This is a genomic window from Alkalihalobacillus sp. FSL W8-0930 (genome assembly GCA_037965595.1).
In the GTDB taxonomy this organism is placed as follows: Bacteria; Bacillota; Bacilli; order Bacillales; family Bacillaceae_D; genus Alkalicoccobacillus.
Genome location: CP150183.1, coordinates 2,264,251 through 2,284,361, shown reverse-complemented (window position 1 = coordinate 2,284,361; position 20,111 = coordinate 2,264,251). Strand labels below are relative to the sequence as shown.

Here is a 20,111-nt window from a genome sequence, read left to right as displayed (position 1 = left end):
AAATCCACTAAAAAAGACTTATTTATTTTGAAGGATATGGTACAATTCAACTATTGTTAGGATAGGATGGGATTATATTGAAGATTTATATAATAGGCGGAGGCGCAATTGGTCTCTTAGTATCAGCTTATCTAAAAAAGAATAATGATGCGGTCACTCTTTGTACGAGAACGAAAGCTCAGGCCGATCAATTGAATCAAAAGGGGCTAACACTCGTTCGTGGCGATCATTCAGAAACGATTCAATTACATAGCATTCAACTCGATCAAGCAAACGTAGAAGCAGCAGATGTATGTCTGTTTGCGGTCAAATCCTACGACTTAGATCCAATCTTAACGAATTACTTTAAGAGAAGAGGCAAGCATCAAAGCTACCTATTCCTACAAAATGGGATGGCACATGTTGAGACTGCTTCTGAGCTTGAAGAACCAACCATTGCTTTTGCCACCATTAGTCATGGCGCGGTTCGCTTAGACCATACAACCGTTCAACACACAGGAGTAGGGGAGTTAAACTGGGCGATATACCAGGAACGGACGACCATGCTAACGCAGTGGCTACATTCAATTCAATCACTCCATTTCCCTGTCTCTGAACAGGGGAACTGGGAGGATCTTCTTTGGTCCAAGCTATTGGTGAATGCTTGTATTAATCCAATTACAGCACTTACTGGGTTAAAAAATGGAGAGCTAATTCAATCAATTGAGCTGAAGCGACTTATGAGGTCTGTATTTGATGAAGCCTTTTCTCTTCACCCTCTTCAGCCTGATAAAGAGAAGTACTGGTCTCACGTAGTCTCAGTTTGTAAACGGACAGCGGAAAACACTTCGTCCATGTTAGTCGATATAAAACAAGAGAGACAAACAGAGGTTGATGCCATTTTAGGATATTTACTCCGGAGAGCCAAAGCATATGGACTGTCTCTACCTACGATATCTTTTTTGTATCAGGCACTCAACAACCGCGAACAATCATTCCTAAAATAAGAGATCGATTAGAGGTGAAGCATTTATGGTAACAAGTACAGTAGCAGCTTTGGTAGCCACCGTTGTCACAATCCCAGCACTAGGTTGGTATTTAATTTATATTTCAACCGTAAAGCTGATAAAACAAAAACGTAAAGCGGTCATATGGGCGAGTGATGGGTCAGCCATCCTGTTTATGGCGGCCGTCTACTATATTATGAGTCAGCTGTGGGAACCCACATCTGTTTGGCTAGTCCTCGCTTTATTTTTTACTGTAGCCATTACATTTACTATTATTTATTGGAATGTGATGGATGATTTCTATGCTATGAAGCTTTTTAAAGGAATCTGGAGACTGAATTTCCTTATATTTGTGACTATTTATATTTTACTTAGCGGATATGGACTCATTTGGAGCATCTTTTCTTTTGTTTAAGTTCATTCTGTTTGGTATTGCCATCTACTTTTGCTATGATAATAAAGTCTAAGCATAAGAGTGAAGAATAACATCGTGAAGTGACTAACAAAGGAAGGGATTCGTCATATATGGAAACAAAAGAAATACATCTAAACCCTCCTGCAGGATTTTATCGTGATTATCTTAATCAACGAACAGAGCTAAATGAGCTGTTTGATTATACATATGAATCGACGGATTGGCTGAAAAAACGTGCGGAAGAACTGGGTAAACGAACGGATAATAGATTAAACCGTGAAGCTTTGGTTGCTCACCTTATTGAAACGCACAAAGATCTTGAGTATCCTGATGCAGCATTAGGTAATATTAAAAAACTATATAATGATGATGCGGTTGTGATTGTTGGTGGGCAACAGGCAGGTCTTTTAACAGGACCATTGTTCACCATATATAAAGCACTAACGGTTGTATTGAGTGCGAAACAACAAGAAAAAGATTTAAAGATTCCAGTTGTCCCGGTGTTTTGGGTGGCTGGTGAAGATCATGATTTTGAGGAGATTCGCTTTGTATTTAAAGAAAAAGCGGGTAAGTGGCGTAAGCATCCAATTGAAGATGAAGATGTTCAGTGTTCCGCTTCAGAAAAGGAACTACCTAAAGAAGAGTTATTTAAATGGCTTGAAGGCGTATTTGAAAGCTTACCTGAAACAGATCATACCTGTGATCTGATTAAATGGATTCAACAGGCTGCGACAACATGTCGTACGTATACGGACTTTTTCATAAAATTGATGAATCATTTTTTCCAAGAAGAAGGACTTGTGTTTGTTGATGCACATCACCCTGATTTAAGACGCCTTGAAACCGGCTTTTTTAAAGAATTAATTGAGAGGATAGATACTCTCCAATCGAATCAACAAAAGGGACTTTCCCAGTTTGTTGAAAAAGGATACCAAGCACCTATCATTACAGATGAAGAGAATGCACATCTTTTCTTAAACGTTGATCAAAAAAGAGTACGCCTCGATTATGAGGATGGATACTTTACATGTAGAAATGATGATCAGTCCTTTTCAAAAGAAGAACTCTTAACCATTCTTGAAGCAGAACCAGAGCGATTTAGTAATAACGTCGTGACTAGGCCACTAATGCAGGAATGGGTCCTGCCAGTTCTAGCTTTTATACCTGGACCTGGTGAGCTTGCCTATTGGGGAACGCTTAAACCTGTGTTTAATCAATTTGGTTGGAAGATGCCACCCTTAATTCCACGGATACAAATGACGATTGTTCCTAGATCGATTCAAAAGTGGGTGGAAGGAGTAGATTACTCTTATGAGACGCTTCTGGGAGAAGACAGTGAGCAACTGAAACAAGAGTGGATTAAGTCTCAGCACTCATTTCCAATCGATGAGATTGTAGATCAAGTGAAAGAGAATGTGAATCAAGTGCATGCTCCAATTCGTGAACTAGCACGTACTATGGATCCTACCTTGCATGCAATGAGTGAAAAGAATGCAACGTTTCTATTGGATCAAATCCAGTTTTTAGAATCAAGGTTGCACCGTCATATAGAAGAAACCCACAAGCATGCAATTGCTCAGTTTGAAGAAGCAATCTTCTGGCTAAAACCACTTGGCTCTCCACAGGAGCGCATCATGCATCCCATCATTTTAGTTAACATTGTGGGACAAAGTGGTTTAAAGCAACTTCTTAATCAGCCGATTGCTGTAAATGGGGAGCACAAGCTACTCTTTATCTAACGTATTTTTCTCACATTATTAATAAAATCTAAAAAAAATTCTGCCTTAGGCAGGATTTTTTTTGTTTTGTGGAGAAACTTACGAAAAGATAGTGGTGAAAAGTGGGGGGTTGTGGTAAGTTATTGATAGTTAGTGGGGGGACTGAAAAACATGTTCATGGGCGAATATCGACACAATGTAGATGAAAAAGGCCGTATGATCATTCCTGCGAAGTTTCGCGAGGAATTAGGTCAATCATTTGTTGTAACCCGTGGACTCGATAAATGTTTGTTCGTCTACCCTTACGAAGAATGGACCAAGCTTGAAGAACAGCTTAAAACGCTCCCTTTCACCAAAAAAGATGCTCGTGCATTTACCCGATTTTTCTTTTCTGGAGCATCAGAATGTGAATTAGATAAGCAAGGCCGGGTTAATTTAGCTGCTCCGCTACGTCAATATGCTCAGATTGAGAAAGAGTGCGTAGTCATTGGCGTCTCAAATCGAGTAGAGGTATGGAGTCAATCGATGTGGGAACACTATGTGGGTGAATCCGAGGAGTCTTTAGCTGAGATCTCAGAGAATCTAACAGACTTTGATCTTTAGGCTAAGCTTAAGAAGAGAAGGTGAACCCTTGTTTAATCATTTTACCGTTTTAAAAGAAGAATCAATTAAAGGCTTACATATTAAACCAGATGGCATTTATGTAGATTGTACGCTAGGTGGCGCAGGACATAGTGAACGAATTGTCCAGCAATTAACTGAGGGCGGGCATTTATATGCATTTGACCAAGATGTAACAGCCATTAATGCTGCAAATGAAAGATTAAGCAGCTATGAAGGTCGTTACACATTGATTCAATCAAACTTCCGTCATATTCGCGAAGAGTTACATGAACGTGGTGTGACAAAAGTTGATGGCATTTTATTTGATCTAGGTGTCTCTTCTCCTCAGCTCGATCAAGCTGAAAGAGGGTTTAGTTATCATCAAGACGCACCACTTGATATGAGAATGAATCAAGATGCAGAACTTTCTGCCTACCATGTTGTAAATGAGTGGCCATTTGCCAAGCTTTTCTCAATCATTTCACGTTATGGAGAGGAAAAATTCTCCAAACAAATAGCTAGAAAGATTGAGGCGTTTCGTGAGACTGAACCGATTGAAACAACAAGTCAATTGGTTGAAATCATAAAAGACGCCATTCCCGCTCCTGCAAGAAGAACAGGCGGTCATCCTGCTAAACGAACGTTTCAAGCAATTCGAATTGCTGTAAATGATGAATTAGGCGCATTTGAAACGGCTTTGCAGGATTCATATGATCTCTTAAATGAAGACGGAAGACTTTGTGTCATTACGTTTCATTCATTAGAAGATCGCTTATGCAAGCAAATGTTTAAAGAATGGTCTAAAATGCCAGACCTGCCTAAGGGCCTCCCGGTTATTCCAGAAGGATTCGAACCGAAAATGAAGATCATTACACGAAAACCAATTGTAGCTAGTGAAGAAGAATTGGACGAAAACAATCGATCTAGATCAGCCAAACTGCGTATTGCACAAAAGAACATATAAGGGGGACACACCATGCATGCACGACAAATTCAACCGAATTATCAACCAAATCAACAACCGAAACAAACACCACAAACGAAAAAGGTTATTCGCACTTCCAGAGCGAGAATTACGCTGGGAGAAAAAATGATAGCGCTCATGATTGCCGGGCTCGTGCTCGCACTATCAGGATTTGTTGTACATAATTACGTGTCTATCTATAGCTTAAATAAACAAAATCATGAAATTGAGCAGGCGATCACTCAGCAAACACAAGTGAATGAAGGTTTGAATTTACAAGTAGTGGAAGCTCGTGACCCTGAACGTTTATTCAGTATCGCAAAAGAGAATGGTTTTGAATTAAATGCTGAAAACGTAGAGGTTGTAAACAAAAACTAGTTCATTTCATGAACTAGTTTTTTTATAGAACAATCTCCACTAGTTAAGAGGGGGAGGAGCCCAATAATGGATATTAAACGAGCTGTTACAAACAAACGAGCTTTAATGCTGCTCGCATGCTTTTTAGTGATTTTTCTAGTCCTCTGCGGTCGGATTGCTTACATACAAGCAGCAAAAGAGGTGAAAGGTCAGGACCTGACCGCGATAGCCGAAGAGCGGTGGCAGAAGAGCCAAGTGATTGAAGGAAAACGAGGAACCATCTATGACCGAAGTGGTGACGCGGTAGCGGAACAATTGCAATCGTATAGTGTATATGCTGTTCTAGCTAAAGATCAGCTTAGCCATGTAAGAGATCCAGAAGAGACGGCAAAAGAATTAGCGCCTCTTATCGGTCTAGAAACGAATGATCTAAAACGAATGCTAGAACAAGATGACAAGTTCCAAGTTGAATTGGGATCCGGAGCAAGAAATCTCTCCTATGAAAAGATGACGGAAATCAAGGATTTACAATTAGACGGCATTCATTTTACGAAGCAACCTAGGAGATATTATCCTAAACAAGTATACGCATCACATGTCATTGGCTATACGGAAAGAGATATGGCCGAAGCGCGCATGGGGCTTGAACGAAGCTTAGATGAATACTTGAGCCCGGAGAATGGTTCCATCCAATATGACAGTGATCATAAGGGAAATCCTTTGCCTAACCCTAATGATACGATTACGCCTGCGAAGGATGGAAATGACATTCATCTTACCCTTGATTCAAATATTCAAATAGCACTTGAACAAGTGATGACTAAAGTAGAAGAAGACTATTCACCGAAAAAAATGACGGCCATCGTCGCTGATCCTAAAACAGGTAAGATTCTTGCAATGAGTAATCGTCCAAGCTTTAACCCTAACGAATATGAGTCAGTAGAAAATTACACAAATTATGCAGTTTCCGATCGATTTGAACCGGGCTCAACGATGAAAATGTTTACTGTTGCGGCAGGCATTGAAGAGGGAGTCTGGAACAGCGAAGAAAAATATAAGTCTGGAAGCTATCAAGTAGATTCAGAATCAAAGATTAATGACCATAAACCAGGTGGTTGGGGGACAATCTCCTTTCGAGAAGGATTCCTTCGCTCATCGAATGTTGCCATGATGATATTAGCATTAGACAAGCTAGGGCCAGATAAATTATATGATTACTGGAACAAGTTTGGCTTCTATGATAAAACAGGAATTGACCTTCCAAACGAGACAGATAGCTTAATTGCTCAAAATGGACGCTCTGACGCTGCGACAACTTCATTTGGTCAAGGCTCAGCGGTTACGCCTATTCAAATTATCCAAGCAGCAACTGCGATTGCAAATGACGGCAAAATGATGAAGCCATACGTGATTGATTCCATCACGGAGCATGATTCGAATACGATCATTCAGGAAAACAAACCAACAGAGGTAGGTCAGCCAATCAGTGCCGAAACGGCAAAAGAAGTCCGTAAGCTGTTAGGTGAAGTGGTTAGTGAACCTGAAGGCACAGGGAACGCCTATCAGATTGCTGGTTTTGACATTGCTGGTAAAACGGGGACGGCTCAAATATTAAACGAAGACGGCCCAGGATATATGCGTGGTCATGGGAACAATCTCTTCTCATTTATGGGCATGGCTCCAGAGGATGATCCAAAAGTGATGGTATATGTAGCTGTGGAACGCCCACAGCTTGATGAATTAGAAATTGGAAGTGAGCCCGTTGCGTTAATCTTTAATACCATTATGCAACGGAGCTTAGATTATTTAAACATTGCTCCAACTGTGGATGAAGTGAAAAAAGAAACTGAAGCAGGATATCAAATGGATGAATTTGAAGGAATGTCTATTGAAGAAGCAAGGGCCACACTAGAAGAACAAAATATGCAGGTAACCGTTCTTGGCTCAGGTTCAAACGTGCTCGCGCAACAGCCACAGAAGGAAGTGGGGTTACTTGAAGATGAAAAAGTCATTCTTGTGGCAGACGAAGGTCCATATACACTTCCAGATCTTTCAGGATGGTCTACACGAGATGTATTAAAAGTTACGGCAGCACTAGATATGAAGCTTAATCAGGAAGGCAATGGATTTTTAATCAATCAGACGCCTGCCCCTGGTGAAACGGTTCAATCAGGTGATCAAATTCAAGCTGAATTCTCAACTGATCAGGAAATATCTGATGAAGATGAGGTTTCAGAGGAAGAACAGATTGATCTCGAACCTGAGGTCGAAGAAGAAAGTGATCAATAGTTTTAGTTGGTAAGTTCTTTTAGCTCCCTCCTTTTCATAAGCTGATACAAGCATGGGCTTGTTAGATGTTTAGAATCGGAGGGAGTAAGTATGAGAGTATCTCAGACAACGGTGAGAAAAAGACTTATAGCGATATTAATTGTAGGACTAGCAGTCTTTCTAATCATTGCTGGTCGATTAGGATACGTTCAATTTGTAAAAGGGGAAGAGCTCACTCAGTTAGCGATGGATTCATGGAGTCGTGTGATCCCTTTCGAACCAAAAAGAGGAGAAATCCGTGATCGAAATGACGAGGTGCTCGCGACGAATGTAAGTGCTCCTTCTGTTCTTGTCGTACCAAGACAAATTGAAAATCCTGAACAGAGTGCAGAAAGTCTTGCGGCCATTCTTGATATGGATAAAAGCCGTCTACTTGAACAGCTAACTAAATCTGAATCGAGAGTATGGATTAGACCTGAAGGACAAAAAATAAGCAAAGAAAAAGCAAGTGAAATACGGAACCTGAGATTACCTGGTGTATTTATTGCCGAAGATAGTAAAAGACATTACCCTCATGGAAACTACCTATCACATGTACTAGGATTTGCTGGCATTGATAACCAAGGTTTAACAGGGCTCGAATTATACTATGATGAGGAACTTAAGGGCCAGCAAGGTCATGTATCCTTTTTCTCAACAGCTAAAAATAGTCGGATGCCAAATCTTGCAGATGAGTACGAGGCTCCGGTAAATGGATTAGATATGCGTTTAACGATTGATAGTCGAGTGCAAACAATTATGGAGCGAGAACTTGATATTGCTGAGGCCACCTATAATCCGGATGGAGCCATGGCCATTGCGATGAATCCTAAAACTGGTGAGGTCCTTGGAATGAGCAGTCGTCCAGACTACAATCCAGAGAACTTCCAAGAAGTATCGCCTGAAATTTATAATCAAAATAAACCAGTCTGGATGCAATATGAGCCTGGATCAACCTTTAAAATCATTACACTTGCAGCCGCATTAGAAGAAGGGGAAGTTGATCTTGAGCATGATCAATTTTATGATCCGGGTTATATTGAAGTGTCAGGACACCGACTCCGTTGCTGGAAAAAAGGTGGTCACGGACAACAAACGTTCTTAGAAGTCGTCCAGAATTCTTGTAACCCTGGTTTCGTTACACTAGGTGAGAGACTAGGTAAGGACAGATTGTTTGATTACATCGAGGACTTTGGATTCGGATCAAAGACAGGGATTGACTTGCAGGGAGAAGGAACTGGAATCCTCTTTAACCGGGACCGGGTAGGACCACTCGAACAAGCGACTACCGCCTTTGGTCAAGGTGTTGCCGTTACACCACTACAACAAGTAACAGCTGTATCTGCGGCGGTAAATGGTGGGTATTTATATAAACCGTTTATTGGTAAGGAGTGGGTGGATCCTCTTTCAGGAGAAGTTGTGAAGCAGCAATCGCCTTATATGAAACGACAAGTGATTTCAGAAGAAACATCCAAAGAAGTCCGACATGCTCTAGAAACCGTCGTAGCACTTGGAACTGGTAAAGGAGCCTTCGTGGATGGATACCGTGTTGGTGGAAAAACAGGAACCGCTCAAAAAGCTAAAGACGGAAAATATCTTGAAAATAATCACATTGTCTCATTTATTGGATTTGCACCCGCAGATGATCCTGAAATTGTTGTCTACGTTGCAGTCGACAATCCAAAAGACACCCTGCAATTTGGAGGCATTGTTGCAGCACCAATCGTAGGGAATATTATTGGAGATAGCTTGGCCGCAATGGGGGTCGAAAAGCGAACGGAACAAATTGAGAAAAAAGTATCATGGAATGATGAACCGATTATGGAAGTTCCTGATTTAGTCGGACGGACAAAACGTGAAATTCATGAAGGGTACATGGATCTAAGGCTGGATGCGTCAGGAGAAGGAGAAGTTGTTGTCACGCAATCTCCTCTGCCTGGGAGTAAAGTCGCAGCAGGATCAACGGTTCGGATTTACATGGGTGACAAATCGGTCGCAAACGACTAAAATATAGTTTGTATGTTTTCAGATAGGGTAAACATGAATGTTTGACTGAATAGAAAACAGCTTATTGCAGTGAATGAGAGGGACTTAATATGATGACATTAGACGAACTGCTTAGACCGCTGCGTACAACAAGCGAACTAACGCCTGAGCAGAAACAAGTTCAAATAAAGCAAGTAGAAATGGATTCAAGAAATGTAATCCCGGGATCGCTTTTTATTTGTATAAAAGGATACACAGTTGATGGACATGATTTTGCCCAAAAAGCAATCGATCAAGGAGCCGCCGCAATCATTGCTGAGCGGTCTCTTGACGTCTCGGTCCCATTAATTCTAGTAGATGACGCCAAGCGGGCGATGGCACGGATTGCCAGTCACTTTTTTGATGAGCCAACAAAGAATCTTCGTCTGATCGGTGTGACAGGAACGAATGGTAAAACATCAACGACACATATACTTGATCAAATGTTTCGAGATGCCAAGCAGCAAACAGGTTTGATTGGGACAATGTACACAAAGATTGGTGATGCAACGTTTGATACGGCTAATACAACACCAGAATCTCTTGTTTTGCAAAAAACGTTTCATAACATGGTCCAAGCAAATGTTGATACAGCTGTAATGGAAGTGTCTTCTCATGCCCTTCATCATGGAAGAGTCAGAGGGTGTGACTTTGATATTGCTGTGTTCACAAACTTAACGCCCGATCATCTTGATTATCACGAAACGATGGAAAAATACTTTTTTGCTAAAAGTTTGTTATTCTCTCAGTTAGGTAACACGTACGAAGGCAAAACCGCTGTCATTAACATTGATGACCTTTCTGGTGCCCGCTTAGCACAGTTAACAACTGCAGATGTTATTACATATGGAATCCGCAAAGCGTGTGACGTCAGAGGAAAAGAGATTAAATCCACACCAGAAGGCACAAGTTTTATACTTGAAGCATTTGGAGAAGAAACAGAAGTTCGTTTTAAGTTAATTGGGTTGTTTAGTGTGTACAATGCACTAGCAGCGGCAGCGGCGGCACTCGCTTCTGGTTTAACTTTAGCTCAAATTAAACAGAGTCTTGAACGTGTAAAAGGAATTGCCGGGCGCTTTGAACCTGTTCAATGTGGTCAGCCATTTTCGGTCATAGTGGATTATGCACATACGGCTGATAGCTTAAAGAATGTATTGGATACAGTAGCCGACTTAACGAACGGACAAGTAACGGTTGTTGTAGGATGCGGTGGAGATCGGGATGCAAGCAAACGTCCAGTAATGGCTGAAATTGCTGTGAAGCAAGCAGACCGTGCCATTTTCACTTCCGATAATCCGCGCTCAGAGGATCCTGAGCTAATTTTAAAGGATATGACAGAAGGGTTAGTATCAGATCATTTCGAAACCATTCTCGATCGTAAACAGGCGATTACGCGTGCAATTGAGCAAGCCGAACCTGGAGATGTCATTCTTATTGCCGGAAAAGGGCATGAGACGTACCAGGACATTGCAGGAGTTAAGCATCACTTTGATGATCGAGAAGTAGCCGAAGAAGCGATTAGAGGGTTATCACTATGAGTATCTCACACAGTTTAGTTAAAGCTGTTAGCTCGTCACTGCGAGTAACTGACAATGTAAATGCTGTGTATACCAGTGTGTCCATAGATACGCGTACGTTGCAACAGAATGCTTTATATGTACCGATAAGTGGTGAACGCTTTGACGGTCATCAATTTATTGAGCGTGCAATTGAACAAGGAGCTAAGGCGTCTATTTGGCAGAAGGATGTGCCCGTTCCTGAGGGCCTTCCAGCTGATTTTCAGCTTTATTTTGTAGAGGATACACTTCTTGCCTTGCAGAAGCTTGCAAAGCTTTATCGACATGAGGTGAAACCAAAGGTTATCGGTGTAACTGGAAGCAATGGAAAAACAACTGTAAAAGATATGCTTGCTTCGATTCTATCCTTTGCTGGTACCACATATAAAACACAGGGGAATTATAATAATCATATCGGTTTACCTTTAACGATTCTTGGAATGCCTGCTGATTGCCAATTTTTAATTTTAGAGATGGGGATGAGTGGGTTTGGTGAGATCCACTTGCTAAGCACGTTATCTGAGCCTGATGCAGCAATTATAACGAATATCGGTGAATCTCACATGGAACAGCTGGGTTCACGCGATGGCATTGCCAAGGCGAAAGCGGAGATTCGAGACGGCCTAGTAGCTGGAGGCACCCTCTACATAGATGGAGATGAACCATTACTAGAAACGCTCCAAGGAGAAGATGTGTGTACGGTAGGTTTCAAGGAGCATAATCACAACCAAGTGACAAACATTTTGGCGCAAAGAACAGGTTTTCAGTTTACCTTGCAATCGGTGGGAGATTTAACTTTACCGATGCTTGGGAAGCACAATGTGAAAAATGCAGCATTAGCTGCCAGCCTTGCTAAAGGATTAGGCGTATCTGTTGCGCACATTCAATCGGGATTAGAGCAGGTTAAGATAAGTGGAATGAGACTTGAGCGCCTGGTTGGTGAACAGGGCGAATTAATTATTAATGATGCCTATAATGCAAGTCCTACTTCAATGAGAGCGTCTATTGACGCATTAAAGGAATTAGACGGATTTACACATTATATTGCGGTTCTAGGTGATATGTATGAATTAGGTGCAAATGAAAAAGCACTTCATGAACAAATCGCTGATTCCATTGAAGCGCCGATTACTCATCTCGTCACAGTAGGTGACAAAGGGAAATGGTTGTATGATGCAACGAAACAACAAAAGGCCGAGGGAATTACAATGGATCACGCCCCGACCGTACAAGAGGCAGCGATGTTAATTAAGCCGTATTTAAATGAACAAACAGTCGTTTTATTAAAAGCTTCAAGAGGGCTGAAACTTGAAACAATTCTTAACTATTTAAAAGAAAGCGGGAAGGGGGAGATGAACAAATGAATGAACAACTTCTGCTTCTAACGCTGATTATTTCATTTGGAGTAGCGGTGATCTTTTCACCGATATTCATCCCATTTTTAAAACGATTAAAGTTTGGTCAAAGTATCCGTGAGGAGGGACCAGAGTCTCACCAAAAGAAAAGCGGTACACCTACTATGGGGGGAATCGTTGTTGTTTTAGCGATTTTAGCTACTGTTCTCGGAGTGACCATTAGTACAAATCTCTTAACACCAGAAATTATTTTATTACTTATTGTAACAGTAGGTTACGGGCTAGTTGGATTTGTTGATGACTATATCAAGGTAGTGAAAAAGCATAACCTTGGTTTGACCTCAAAACAAAAGCTGGTTGGTCAGCTCATTATCGCTGTTGTTTTTTACCTCGGTCTGATTCAGATTGGGTTCTCAACTGAGATTGCGATACCAGCTACATCGATTTCGTTTGATATTGGCTTTTTCTACTTGCCTTTAATCATTGTTATGCTTGTTGGAGCGTCAAACGCCGTTAATTTAACGGATGGTTTAGACGGGTTGCTAGCTGGAACAGGGGCGATTGCCTTTGGTGCTTTTGCTATTTTAGCTTGGAGTGCAGGTTTCCTCGATGTATCGCTATTCAGCGCAGCAGTAGTTGGTGCTGTACTTGGTTTCTTAGTGTTTAACGCACATCCTGCAAAAGTCTTTATGGGAGATACAGGTTCACTAGCTCTAGGGGGAGCCATTACTGGGATTGCTATCCTTAGTAAAATGGAACTAATGCTCATCTTGGTAGGTGGCGTCTTTGTAATTGAAACGCTATCTGTGATCATTCAAGTGATTTCCTTTAAAACGAGAGGAAAGCGCGTGTTTAAAATGAGTCCATTACACCACCATTATGAATTATCAGGTTGGTCAGAATGGCGTGTTGTTGTAACGTTTTGGTTAGTGGGCATGGTCTTTGCCATCGCAGCTATCTATACAGGAGTGTGGTTATAGATGGTTCATACAGATCAATATCAAGGAAAACAGGTGCTCGTTGTCGGTCTTGCTAAAAGTGGTTACGCGGCAGCGAGACTATTGCATAAGCTCGGTGCCACTGTCATTGTAAACGATGGTAAATCAGTTGATGATAATCCTCAGGCACAGGAGTTAATGGAACAAGGTATTGAGGTCATTTGTGGCTCGCACCCCCTTTCGTTACTCGATCGTCCATTGGATTTTATTATTAAGAATCCAGGGATTCCTTATTCAAATGAACTGCTTGTGGAAGCAGAGAAAAAGAATATACCAATCCAAACTGAAATCGAGCTGGCTTATCAGATTAGTGAGGCAGACATTGTTGCAATTACTGGTTCAAACGGGAAAACAACAACAACGACACTTATTACTGAAATGCTAAAAAACAGTGGTCGGACACCTCAGATTGCTGGAAATATCGGCGTTGTTGCCTGTGAGGTAGCTGAACAAGCAACAATGGATGACATCATTGTGATGGAGTTATCTAGCTTCCAACTAATGGGGACAGATGAGTTCCGTCCAACCATCTCAGTCCTACTGAATTTGTTTGATGCACATCTTGATTATCATGGTTCGAAACATAACTATGTAGCTGCAAAAGCACGAATTCAGGAAAAGCAAGAGGAATCAGATTACCTGGTGTATAATGCCTCAGATGAGCTTGTTAAAGAAATTGCTGAGCAAAGCGCTGCAACAAAAATAGGTTTCTCTACAACGGAGGAACTACCTCATGGTCTTGATGTGATTGATGGATTTGTGCGTTATCGTTCAAAGCCGATCATTGCGACATCAGACATTATGCTACCAGGCAAGCATAATATCGAAAACATACTAGCGGCCATTGGAGCAGCTATTCTTGCTGGTGCAACATTAACTCAAATCCAATTCGTTTTAAAAACATTTGGAGGGGTAGAACACCGTCTTCAATTTGTTAAAGAATTAAATGGACGATTGATTTATAACGATTCAAAAGCCACAAATATTTTGGCGACATCAAAAGCCTTAGAAGCATTTGATAAGCCTGTTGTTTTGCTTGCAGGTGGACTTGATCGAGGGAATTCGTTTGATTCGCTCATTCCTTCGTTACAAGGAGTTAAAGCTGTTATCACATATGGTGAGACAAAAGATCGGATTGCCGAAACGGTAAGAAAAACGGATATCTCAACTCTTGAGATGGTTACAACACTTGCCGAAGCAGTTAAGGTAGCTTATCGTGAATCAAGCGAAGGGGATGTTATACTTCTTTCCCCTGCATGTGCCAGCTGGGATCAGTTTAAAACGTTTGAAGAACGTGGACATGCCTTTATACAAGCCATCAATGAACTATCGAATTAATCAATGCCTCTTGGGAACTCTCTCAAGAGGCATTTCTCTATACAAAATGGACATGTTTCTACTCGTACAAGCATAAGTTGAGTAAAGAATAGACTTAAGTAAGTAATCGAGGTGTCCTATGAAACAATCTAGATCTGCTCCAGATTATATCCTGTTGCTTACGACACTTACATTGCTGTCCATTGGTGTCATTATGGTATACAGTGCAAGTGCGGCATGGGCAGAATATCGGTTTGAAGACTCCTTCTTCTTTTTAAAGAGACAGCTCTTTTTTGCTGTCGTTGGAGTCACGCTAATGATTTTTATTATGAGAGTAGAGTATTGGACATGGAGAACGTACGCAAAACTTATTTTACTTGTCTGTTTTTTTCTTTTAGTTCTCGTGTTAGTTCCAGGTGTAGGTCTTGTGCGCGGAGGAGCAAGAAGCTGGCTCGGAGTGGGGGCATTCTCCATTCAACCCTCTGAGTTTATGAAGATGGGGATGGCCATCTTTTTGGCTAGGTATTTATCTGAAAATCAAAAGAAAATTGTCTCTTTCAAAAAAGGTCTTGTACCAAATCTGGCTCTTGTCATGAGTGCTTTTGCATTAATTATGCTTCAACCTGACTTGGGTACAGGGGCGGTCATGGTTGGTACTTGTGTAGTCATGATTTTTGTGTCAGGTGCACGAATTAGTCACTTTGTCTGGTTAGGCGTTGCAGGCTTGGTTGGGTTTGTTGGCTTAATCGCTTCTGCTCCATATCGTATCCAGCGTATTACATCATTTTTGGATCCGTGGAGCGATCCGCTTGGAAGTGGGTTTCAGATCATCCAATCTCTTTATGCAATTGGTCCAGGAGGTTTAATGGGACTAGGTTTTGGTGACAGTCGTCAAAAGTACTTCTACTTACCTGAACCGCAAACCGATTTTATCTTTGCGATCTTAAGTGAAGAGCTTGGCTTTATTGGTGGGTGCGTCATTTTATTTCTCTTTGGACTTTTACTATGGCGTGGCGTGCGAGCAGCCCTAGCTGCTCCTGACTTATACGGGAGTTTACTTGCAGCGGGAATTGTAACGATGATTGCAATTCAAGTAATGATAAACATTGGTGTTGTGTCAGGCCTCATGCCAGTAACAGGAATTACACTTCCACTTTTAAGCTATGGGGGATCATCTCTCACATTAATGCTCGTTTCAATTGGTATACTTTTAAATATTAGTAGACATGCAAAATGGTAAAAAGAGAGAGTGGCAAAAGTTGCCGCTCTTTTTTGAGTGTAAATAGACGGATTTCAGCATAAAAGCCCAATTTATCACAGAATCTCACACAGGTTTCGAGTGTATTGAGACCTGTGTTCATGCTAAAATAGAGGGGCGCAATCATAGAAATTCTGCTTGATCTCTAAAATGTATAGTGTACATAACCGATATAAGAAGAATTGTATGCACTCGTCTACTTTTTACTGGTATTAAAAATAACATGATTTTGGACATGTTAAGAAGGGAGTTAACATGAGCGACAAGAAAGTGATTTCAGTTAATGACCGCATCCCTTCGTTAAAGGAACAACGAAAACAGCGGGCAAACCGTAGACTCCTGTTATTTTTAGGGATCTTTTTTATTCTCTTAGTATTAATGGTCTATTTTCAATCACCACTAAGTCAAGTTAAAACGATTCAAGTTAACGGGAATGTAGTGGCAGATCGTGATGAAATCATTGAAGCGAGTGAGCTTTCTCCTGGTGATAGCATCTGGAATTTACATAAAACAGAAAGTGTCGAGAGAATTGAAGATCTTAAAGAAGTAGCAACCGCAGATCTTTCAAGGAAACTTCCGAATTCCGTAGAAATTACAATTACGGAGTATCCAAGAGTAGGATATGTGAAACAAGAGGATGGATACCGACCTATGCTTGAGAGTGGATCATTACTTAATGCTCTTCCGGAAGAAGAGATACCATCAGATGCTCCGGTCATTGTTTCTGAAGATGGTAACGTAAAGCTCGAAAGACTAGCAGAAGAGCTCGGTAAAACGTCTGATCAAATTAAAGAACGGATATCCGAAATTCTGTTTGTTCCGACTGAGGGTGACCCCTTAGCTCTTAGGTTGTATATGAACGATGGGTTGACCGTTCAAACATCAGTTAATAACTTCTCGGAATGGATGTCTCCGTATCCTTCTGTTGCAAAAGAAGTAGATCGGACTAAGCATGGAATCCTTCATATGAAAATGAGTCCTTATTTTGAAGACTTAAACTATGAAGAAGAAGAGGAGCTTGAGGAATAGGGGATTGCTAACCACGACTAAGGTAGGGAGATTCACGGTTATCTGATAACGACCGTAGGGAGAACATCCTTACTGTATATGGAGTCCTCTGGGCAATCTGAAGCATTTTTAACTTATGTAATAAATGCCAAACGCTCAAAAAGTGGACAGGGTATACCTCAATTGGCTTCATACGGGTCTTGAGATGAGGTCTATTTCTTTTGAAACCTTCATATCTGAAAAATAATGCAAGATTTCCGCGAATTGACGGTAGGTTACGCTTTTCTAGTAAACAAACTTGGTGTAGACTTGTACTAGACGGACTGACGTTTAAGATGATCAGTCTACTAAGGTCAACATGATCGTTTCCATAGTAAATTAGAAATTGAAATGAAGAAGCAAATGGGATTAGAGGTTTGGATATCAATTATTTAAAATGAATAAACAGGAACTCACCTATTATGTGTTGAATGTATACATATTCATCTTAGTAAAGGGAAGACAACTAACTGTTTAAACGCTTTTAAATTGATAAACTGGCAATAACCTTCTCATTCTATATGAAACTAGCTTGTGATTAAATGATAAGGAGGTGCCGCAGAATGAACACCACAGAAACATATGTCAGTTTAGACATCGGTACATCAAGTGTACGAGTGATAATTGGAGAAGTAACAAACAAAGCGATTAACGTTCTTGGTGTTGGAACAGCGGAATCGGAAGGGATTAAAAAAGGGGCAATCGTTGATATAGACGAAACGGTTCAATCCATCCAACGAGCCGTTGATCAAGCCGAGCGAATGGTAGGTTTGCAAATTAAGCAAGTGGTAGTTGGAATAAATGGAAACCATGTACAACTTCAACCTTGTCACGGGGTTGTTGCGGTCTCCAGTCCTGATCGTGAAATCGGTACAGAGGATATTAATAGAGTGATTGATGCAGCTCAAGTCGTTTCAATTCCTCCTGAACGAGAAATTATTGATGTCATTCCAAAGCAATTTATTGTTGATGGATTAGATGAAATTACAGATCCAAGAGGGATGATTGGTGTACGCCTTGAAATGGAAGGTACAATCATTACAGGGTCAAAAACGGTATTACATAACTTATTGCGCTGTGTAGAACGCGCTGGACTTGATATAGCAGACATATGCCTACAGTCACTAGCTTCAGGTTCAATTGCTGTTTCAAAAGACGAAAAAAGTCTAGGCGTATGCATTATTGATATCGGAGGAGGATCTTCTACCGTTTCTGTGTTTGAGCAAGGCGCGCTTCAGGCCGTTTCAGTTCTTCCAATCGGTGGAGATCACATTACCAACGATATAGCTGTTGGATTAAGAGTTTCAACAGAGGATGCAGAAAAAATTAAGAAAAAGCACGGTATGGCGTTTGTTGATGAAGCTAACGTTGAAGAACAATTTAGTTTCACAACCATCGGCTCTAATGAAAAACAAACAATGTCCCAAGAAGAATTAGCTCATATTATCGAACCACGAATGGAAGAAATCTTTGAGCTTCTCTTTAAAGAGCTTGTTCGTTTAGGATTCCGTGATTTCCCTGGTGGCTTTGTCTTAACTGGTGGTACTGTGATGCTACCAGGTGTGTTAGAATTAGCAAAAGACCTGCTTAGAGGAAATGTACGAATCGCGATTCCAGATTATATTGGAGTAAGAGAGCCACGTTTTACAACAAGTGTGGGACTTATCCAATTTGCTAGCAGAAATGTAAAGCTACAGGGACGCGAGATTGCAGCTTCTGTTACAGATCTTGAGGACAACCCAAGACAAACTCGGAGTCAACAACAACCTCATGAACCAATTGAGCAAGAATACGAAGAAAAGAGTCAAAACAAAAAATCGAAAATGAAAGACTTATTCAAGTCATTTTTTGAGTAACTAATACAAGCAGGCAGACAGGCGATTAGGGGGATTTTAACATGTTGGAATTCGAAACGGATATGGAACAACTGGCACAGATTAAAGTTATCGGAGTTGGCGGAGGCGGAAGCAACGCTGTAAACCGAATGATTGAAAATGGACTGCAAGGTGTAGAGTTTATTGCAGTGAACACCGATGCTCAAGCACTACATCTTTCAAAAGCTGAATCAAAATATCAGCTTGGAGGCAAGCTCACTCGTGGACTTGGCGCAGGAGCAAATCCGGAAATCGGAAAAAAAGCAGCTGAGGAAAGCCGCGAGCAAATTGAAGAGGTTCTTCAAGGCGCAGACATGGTCTTCATTACTGCAGGCATGGGTGGCGGAACTGGAACCGGTGCTGCACCAGTTATTGCTGAGGTGGCAAAAGAAATCGGTGCCCTAACAGTTGGTGTTGTTACTCGTCCGTTCACATTTGAAGGACGTAAACGTTCCAATCAAGCTGCAAATGGGATTGCTGCATTAAAAGAAAAAGTAGATACATTGATCGTTATTCCTAATGATCGTTTACTTGAGATGGTCGATAAAAATACACCTATGCTTGAAGCATTCCGTGAAGCGGATAACGTATTACGTCAAGGTGTACAAGGTATCTCTGACTTGATTGCGACTCCAGGTTTAATTAACCTTGACTTCGCTGATGTGAAAACGATTATGAGTGATAAAGGTTCTGCACTAATGGGTATCGGTATTGCAACAGGTGAAAACCGTGCAACAGAAGCCGCTAAAAAGGCGATCTCATCTCCATTACTTGAAACATCTGTTGATGGAGCTCAGGGTGTTCTAATGAACATTACTGGTGGTAACAATCTAAGTCTTTATGAAGTACATGAAGCAGCTGAAATTGTTTCTGCCGCTTCAGATGCTGAAGTAAACATGATCTTTGGTTCTGTTATTAATGAGAACTTAAAAGATGAGATTGTTATTACGATCATTGCAACGGGCTTTGATGATAACGAAAATGCAAAACAGCAACAGCAGTCATCAGCTCGTCCATCAAAACCATCTCTACAAAAAGAGGAGCCTGCTAAACAGCAGAACGAACAAAGATATCAACAGCGTTCACAGCCTCAGCAGGAAGCGCCAGCAACGGATCACTCAGATACATTGGATATTCCAACGTTCTTGCGTAACCGTCGCAACCGCAATAACTAAGGCACCTCTTAAAATACGAATGAACCGGATGAATCGATTCTTAGATTCATCCGGTTTTTTTATGCTTCTAAAGCAAATAACGCCTTTCTCCGAGTACTCACTCAAATGATTTCCCTACGTATTTTCCGCGTGACACAATCCTTTAAAACCTCCTAA

Annotated in this window: 16 protein-coding genes; all 16 read left to right on the top strand. The window is 41.1% G+C overall.

Features of this window, described 5'->3' with window-relative positions:
* The first annotated feature begins 77 nt into the window (after nt 1–77).
* The 16 genes from NSQ54_12120 to ftsZ all read left to right on the top strand — a co-directional run bounded on the left by NSQ54_12120 (nt 78) and on the right by ftsZ (nt 19,955).
* Nucleotides 78–986 (top strand): 2-dehydropantoate 2-reductase, encoded by a 909-nt coding sequence (locus NSQ54_12120; protein WYP25071.1) that lies wholly within the window; start codon nt 78–80, stop codon nt 984–986.
* A 25-nt stretch (nt 987–1,011) separates the two neighbouring features.
* Nucleotides 1,012–1,401: a DUF3397 domain-containing protein gene (locus tag NSQ54_12115; protein WYP25070.1), complete on the top strand. Its 390-nt coding sequence runs from the start codon at nt 1,012–1,014 to the stop codon at nt 1,399–1,401.
* Nucleotides 1,402–1,511: 110 nt separating this feature from the next.
* Entirely contained in the window at nt 1,512–3,140 is a 1,629-nt protein-coding gene (bshC, locus tag NSQ54_12110) for a bacillithiol biosynthesis cysteine-adding enzyme BshC (GenBank protein WYP25069.1), read from the top strand.
* Between the two features lie 150 nt (nt 3,141–3,290).
* Nucleotides 3,291–3,722, top strand: a complete 432-nt coding sequence (mraZ, locus tag NSQ54_12105; GenBank protein ID WYP25068.1) for a division/cell wall cluster transcriptional repressor MraZ — start codon at nt 3,291–3,293, stop codon at nt 3,720–3,722.
* Between the two features lie 28 nt (nt 3,723–3,750).
* Complete coding sequence (rsmH, locus tag NSQ54_12100) at nt 3,751–4,686, top strand: 16S rRNA (cytosine(1402)-N(4))-methyltransferase RsmH (protein WYP25067.1); 936 nt, start codon at nt 3,751–3,753, stop codon at nt 4,684–4,686.
* A 12-nt stretch (nt 4,687–4,698) separates the two neighbouring features.
* The gene (ftsL, locus tag NSQ54_12095; GenBank protein WYP25066.1) at nt 4,699–5,064 is read left to right on the top strand and encodes a cell division protein FtsL; all 366 of its coding nucleotides are present in this window, start codon (nt 4,699–4,701) and stop codon (nt 5,062–5,064) included.
* A 66-nt stretch (nt 5,065–5,130) separates the two neighbouring features.
* On the top strand, nt 5,131–7,332 hold the full coding sequence (locus tag NSQ54_12090) for a penicillin-binding protein (GenBank protein ID WYP25065.1): 2,202 nt from the start codon (nt 5,131–5,133) through the stop codon (nt 7,330–7,332).
* 90 nt (nt 7,333–7,422) lie between these two features.
* Nucleotides 7,423–9,357: a stage V sporulation protein D gene (locus tag NSQ54_12085; protein WYP25064.1), complete on the top strand. Its 1,935-nt coding sequence runs from the start codon at nt 7,423–7,425 to the stop codon at nt 9,355–9,357.
* Nucleotides 9,358–9,449: 92 nt separating this feature from the next.
* Nucleotides 9,450–10,913 (top strand): UDP-N-acetylmuramoyl-L-alanyl-D-glutamate--2,6-diaminopimelate ligase, encoded by a 1,464-nt coding sequence (locus NSQ54_12080; protein WYP28555.1) that lies wholly within the window; start codon nt 9,450–9,452, stop codon nt 10,911–10,913.
* Nucleotides 10,910–12,295: a UDP-N-acetylmuramoyl-tripeptide--D-alanyl-D-alanine ligase gene (gene murF / locus NSQ54_12075; GenBank protein ID WYP25063.1), complete on the top strand. Its 1,386-nt coding sequence runs from the start codon at nt 10,910–10,912 to the stop codon at nt 12,293–12,295. The genes NSQ54_12080 and murF overlap by 4 nt, the downstream gene beginning before the upstream one ends.
* Complete coding sequence (gene mraY, locus NSQ54_12070) at nt 12,292–13,266, top strand: phospho-N-acetylmuramoyl-pentapeptide-transferase (protein WYP25062.1); 975 nt, start codon at nt 12,292–12,294, stop codon at nt 13,264–13,266. Before murF ends, mraY begins: the two co-directional genes overlap by 4 nt.
* Entirely contained in the window at nt 13,267–14,622 is a 1,356-nt protein-coding gene (murD, locus tag NSQ54_12065; GenBank protein WYP25061.1) for a UDP-N-acetylmuramoyl-L-alanine--D-glutamate ligase, read from the top strand.
* A gap of 118 nt (nt 14,623–14,740) precedes the next feature.
* Nucleotides 14,741–15,841 (top strand): stage V sporulation protein E, encoded by a 1,101-nt coding sequence (gene spoVE, locus NSQ54_12060; GenBank protein WYP25060.1) that lies wholly within the window; start codon nt 14,741–14,743, stop codon nt 15,839–15,841.
* A gap of 273 nt (nt 15,842–16,114) precedes the next feature.
* A complete protein-coding gene (locus NSQ54_12055; GenBank protein ID WYP25059.1) occupies nt 16,115–16,888 on the top strand; it encodes an FtsQ-type POTRA domain-containing protein in 774 nt (257 codons plus the stop codon).
* Nucleotides 16,889–17,469: 581 nt separating this feature from the next.
* A complete protein-coding gene (gene ftsA, locus NSQ54_12050; GenBank protein WYP25058.1) occupies nt 17,470–18,762 on the top strand; it encodes a cell division protein FtsA in 1,293 nt (430 codons plus the stop codon).
* A 41-nt stretch (nt 18,763–18,803) separates the two neighbouring features.
* A complete protein-coding gene (gene ftsZ, locus NSQ54_12045; protein WYP25057.1) occupies nt 18,804–19,955 on the top strand; it encodes a cell division protein FtsZ in 1,152 nt (383 codons plus the stop codon).
* Nucleotides 19,956–20,111: the final 156 nt, after the last annotated feature.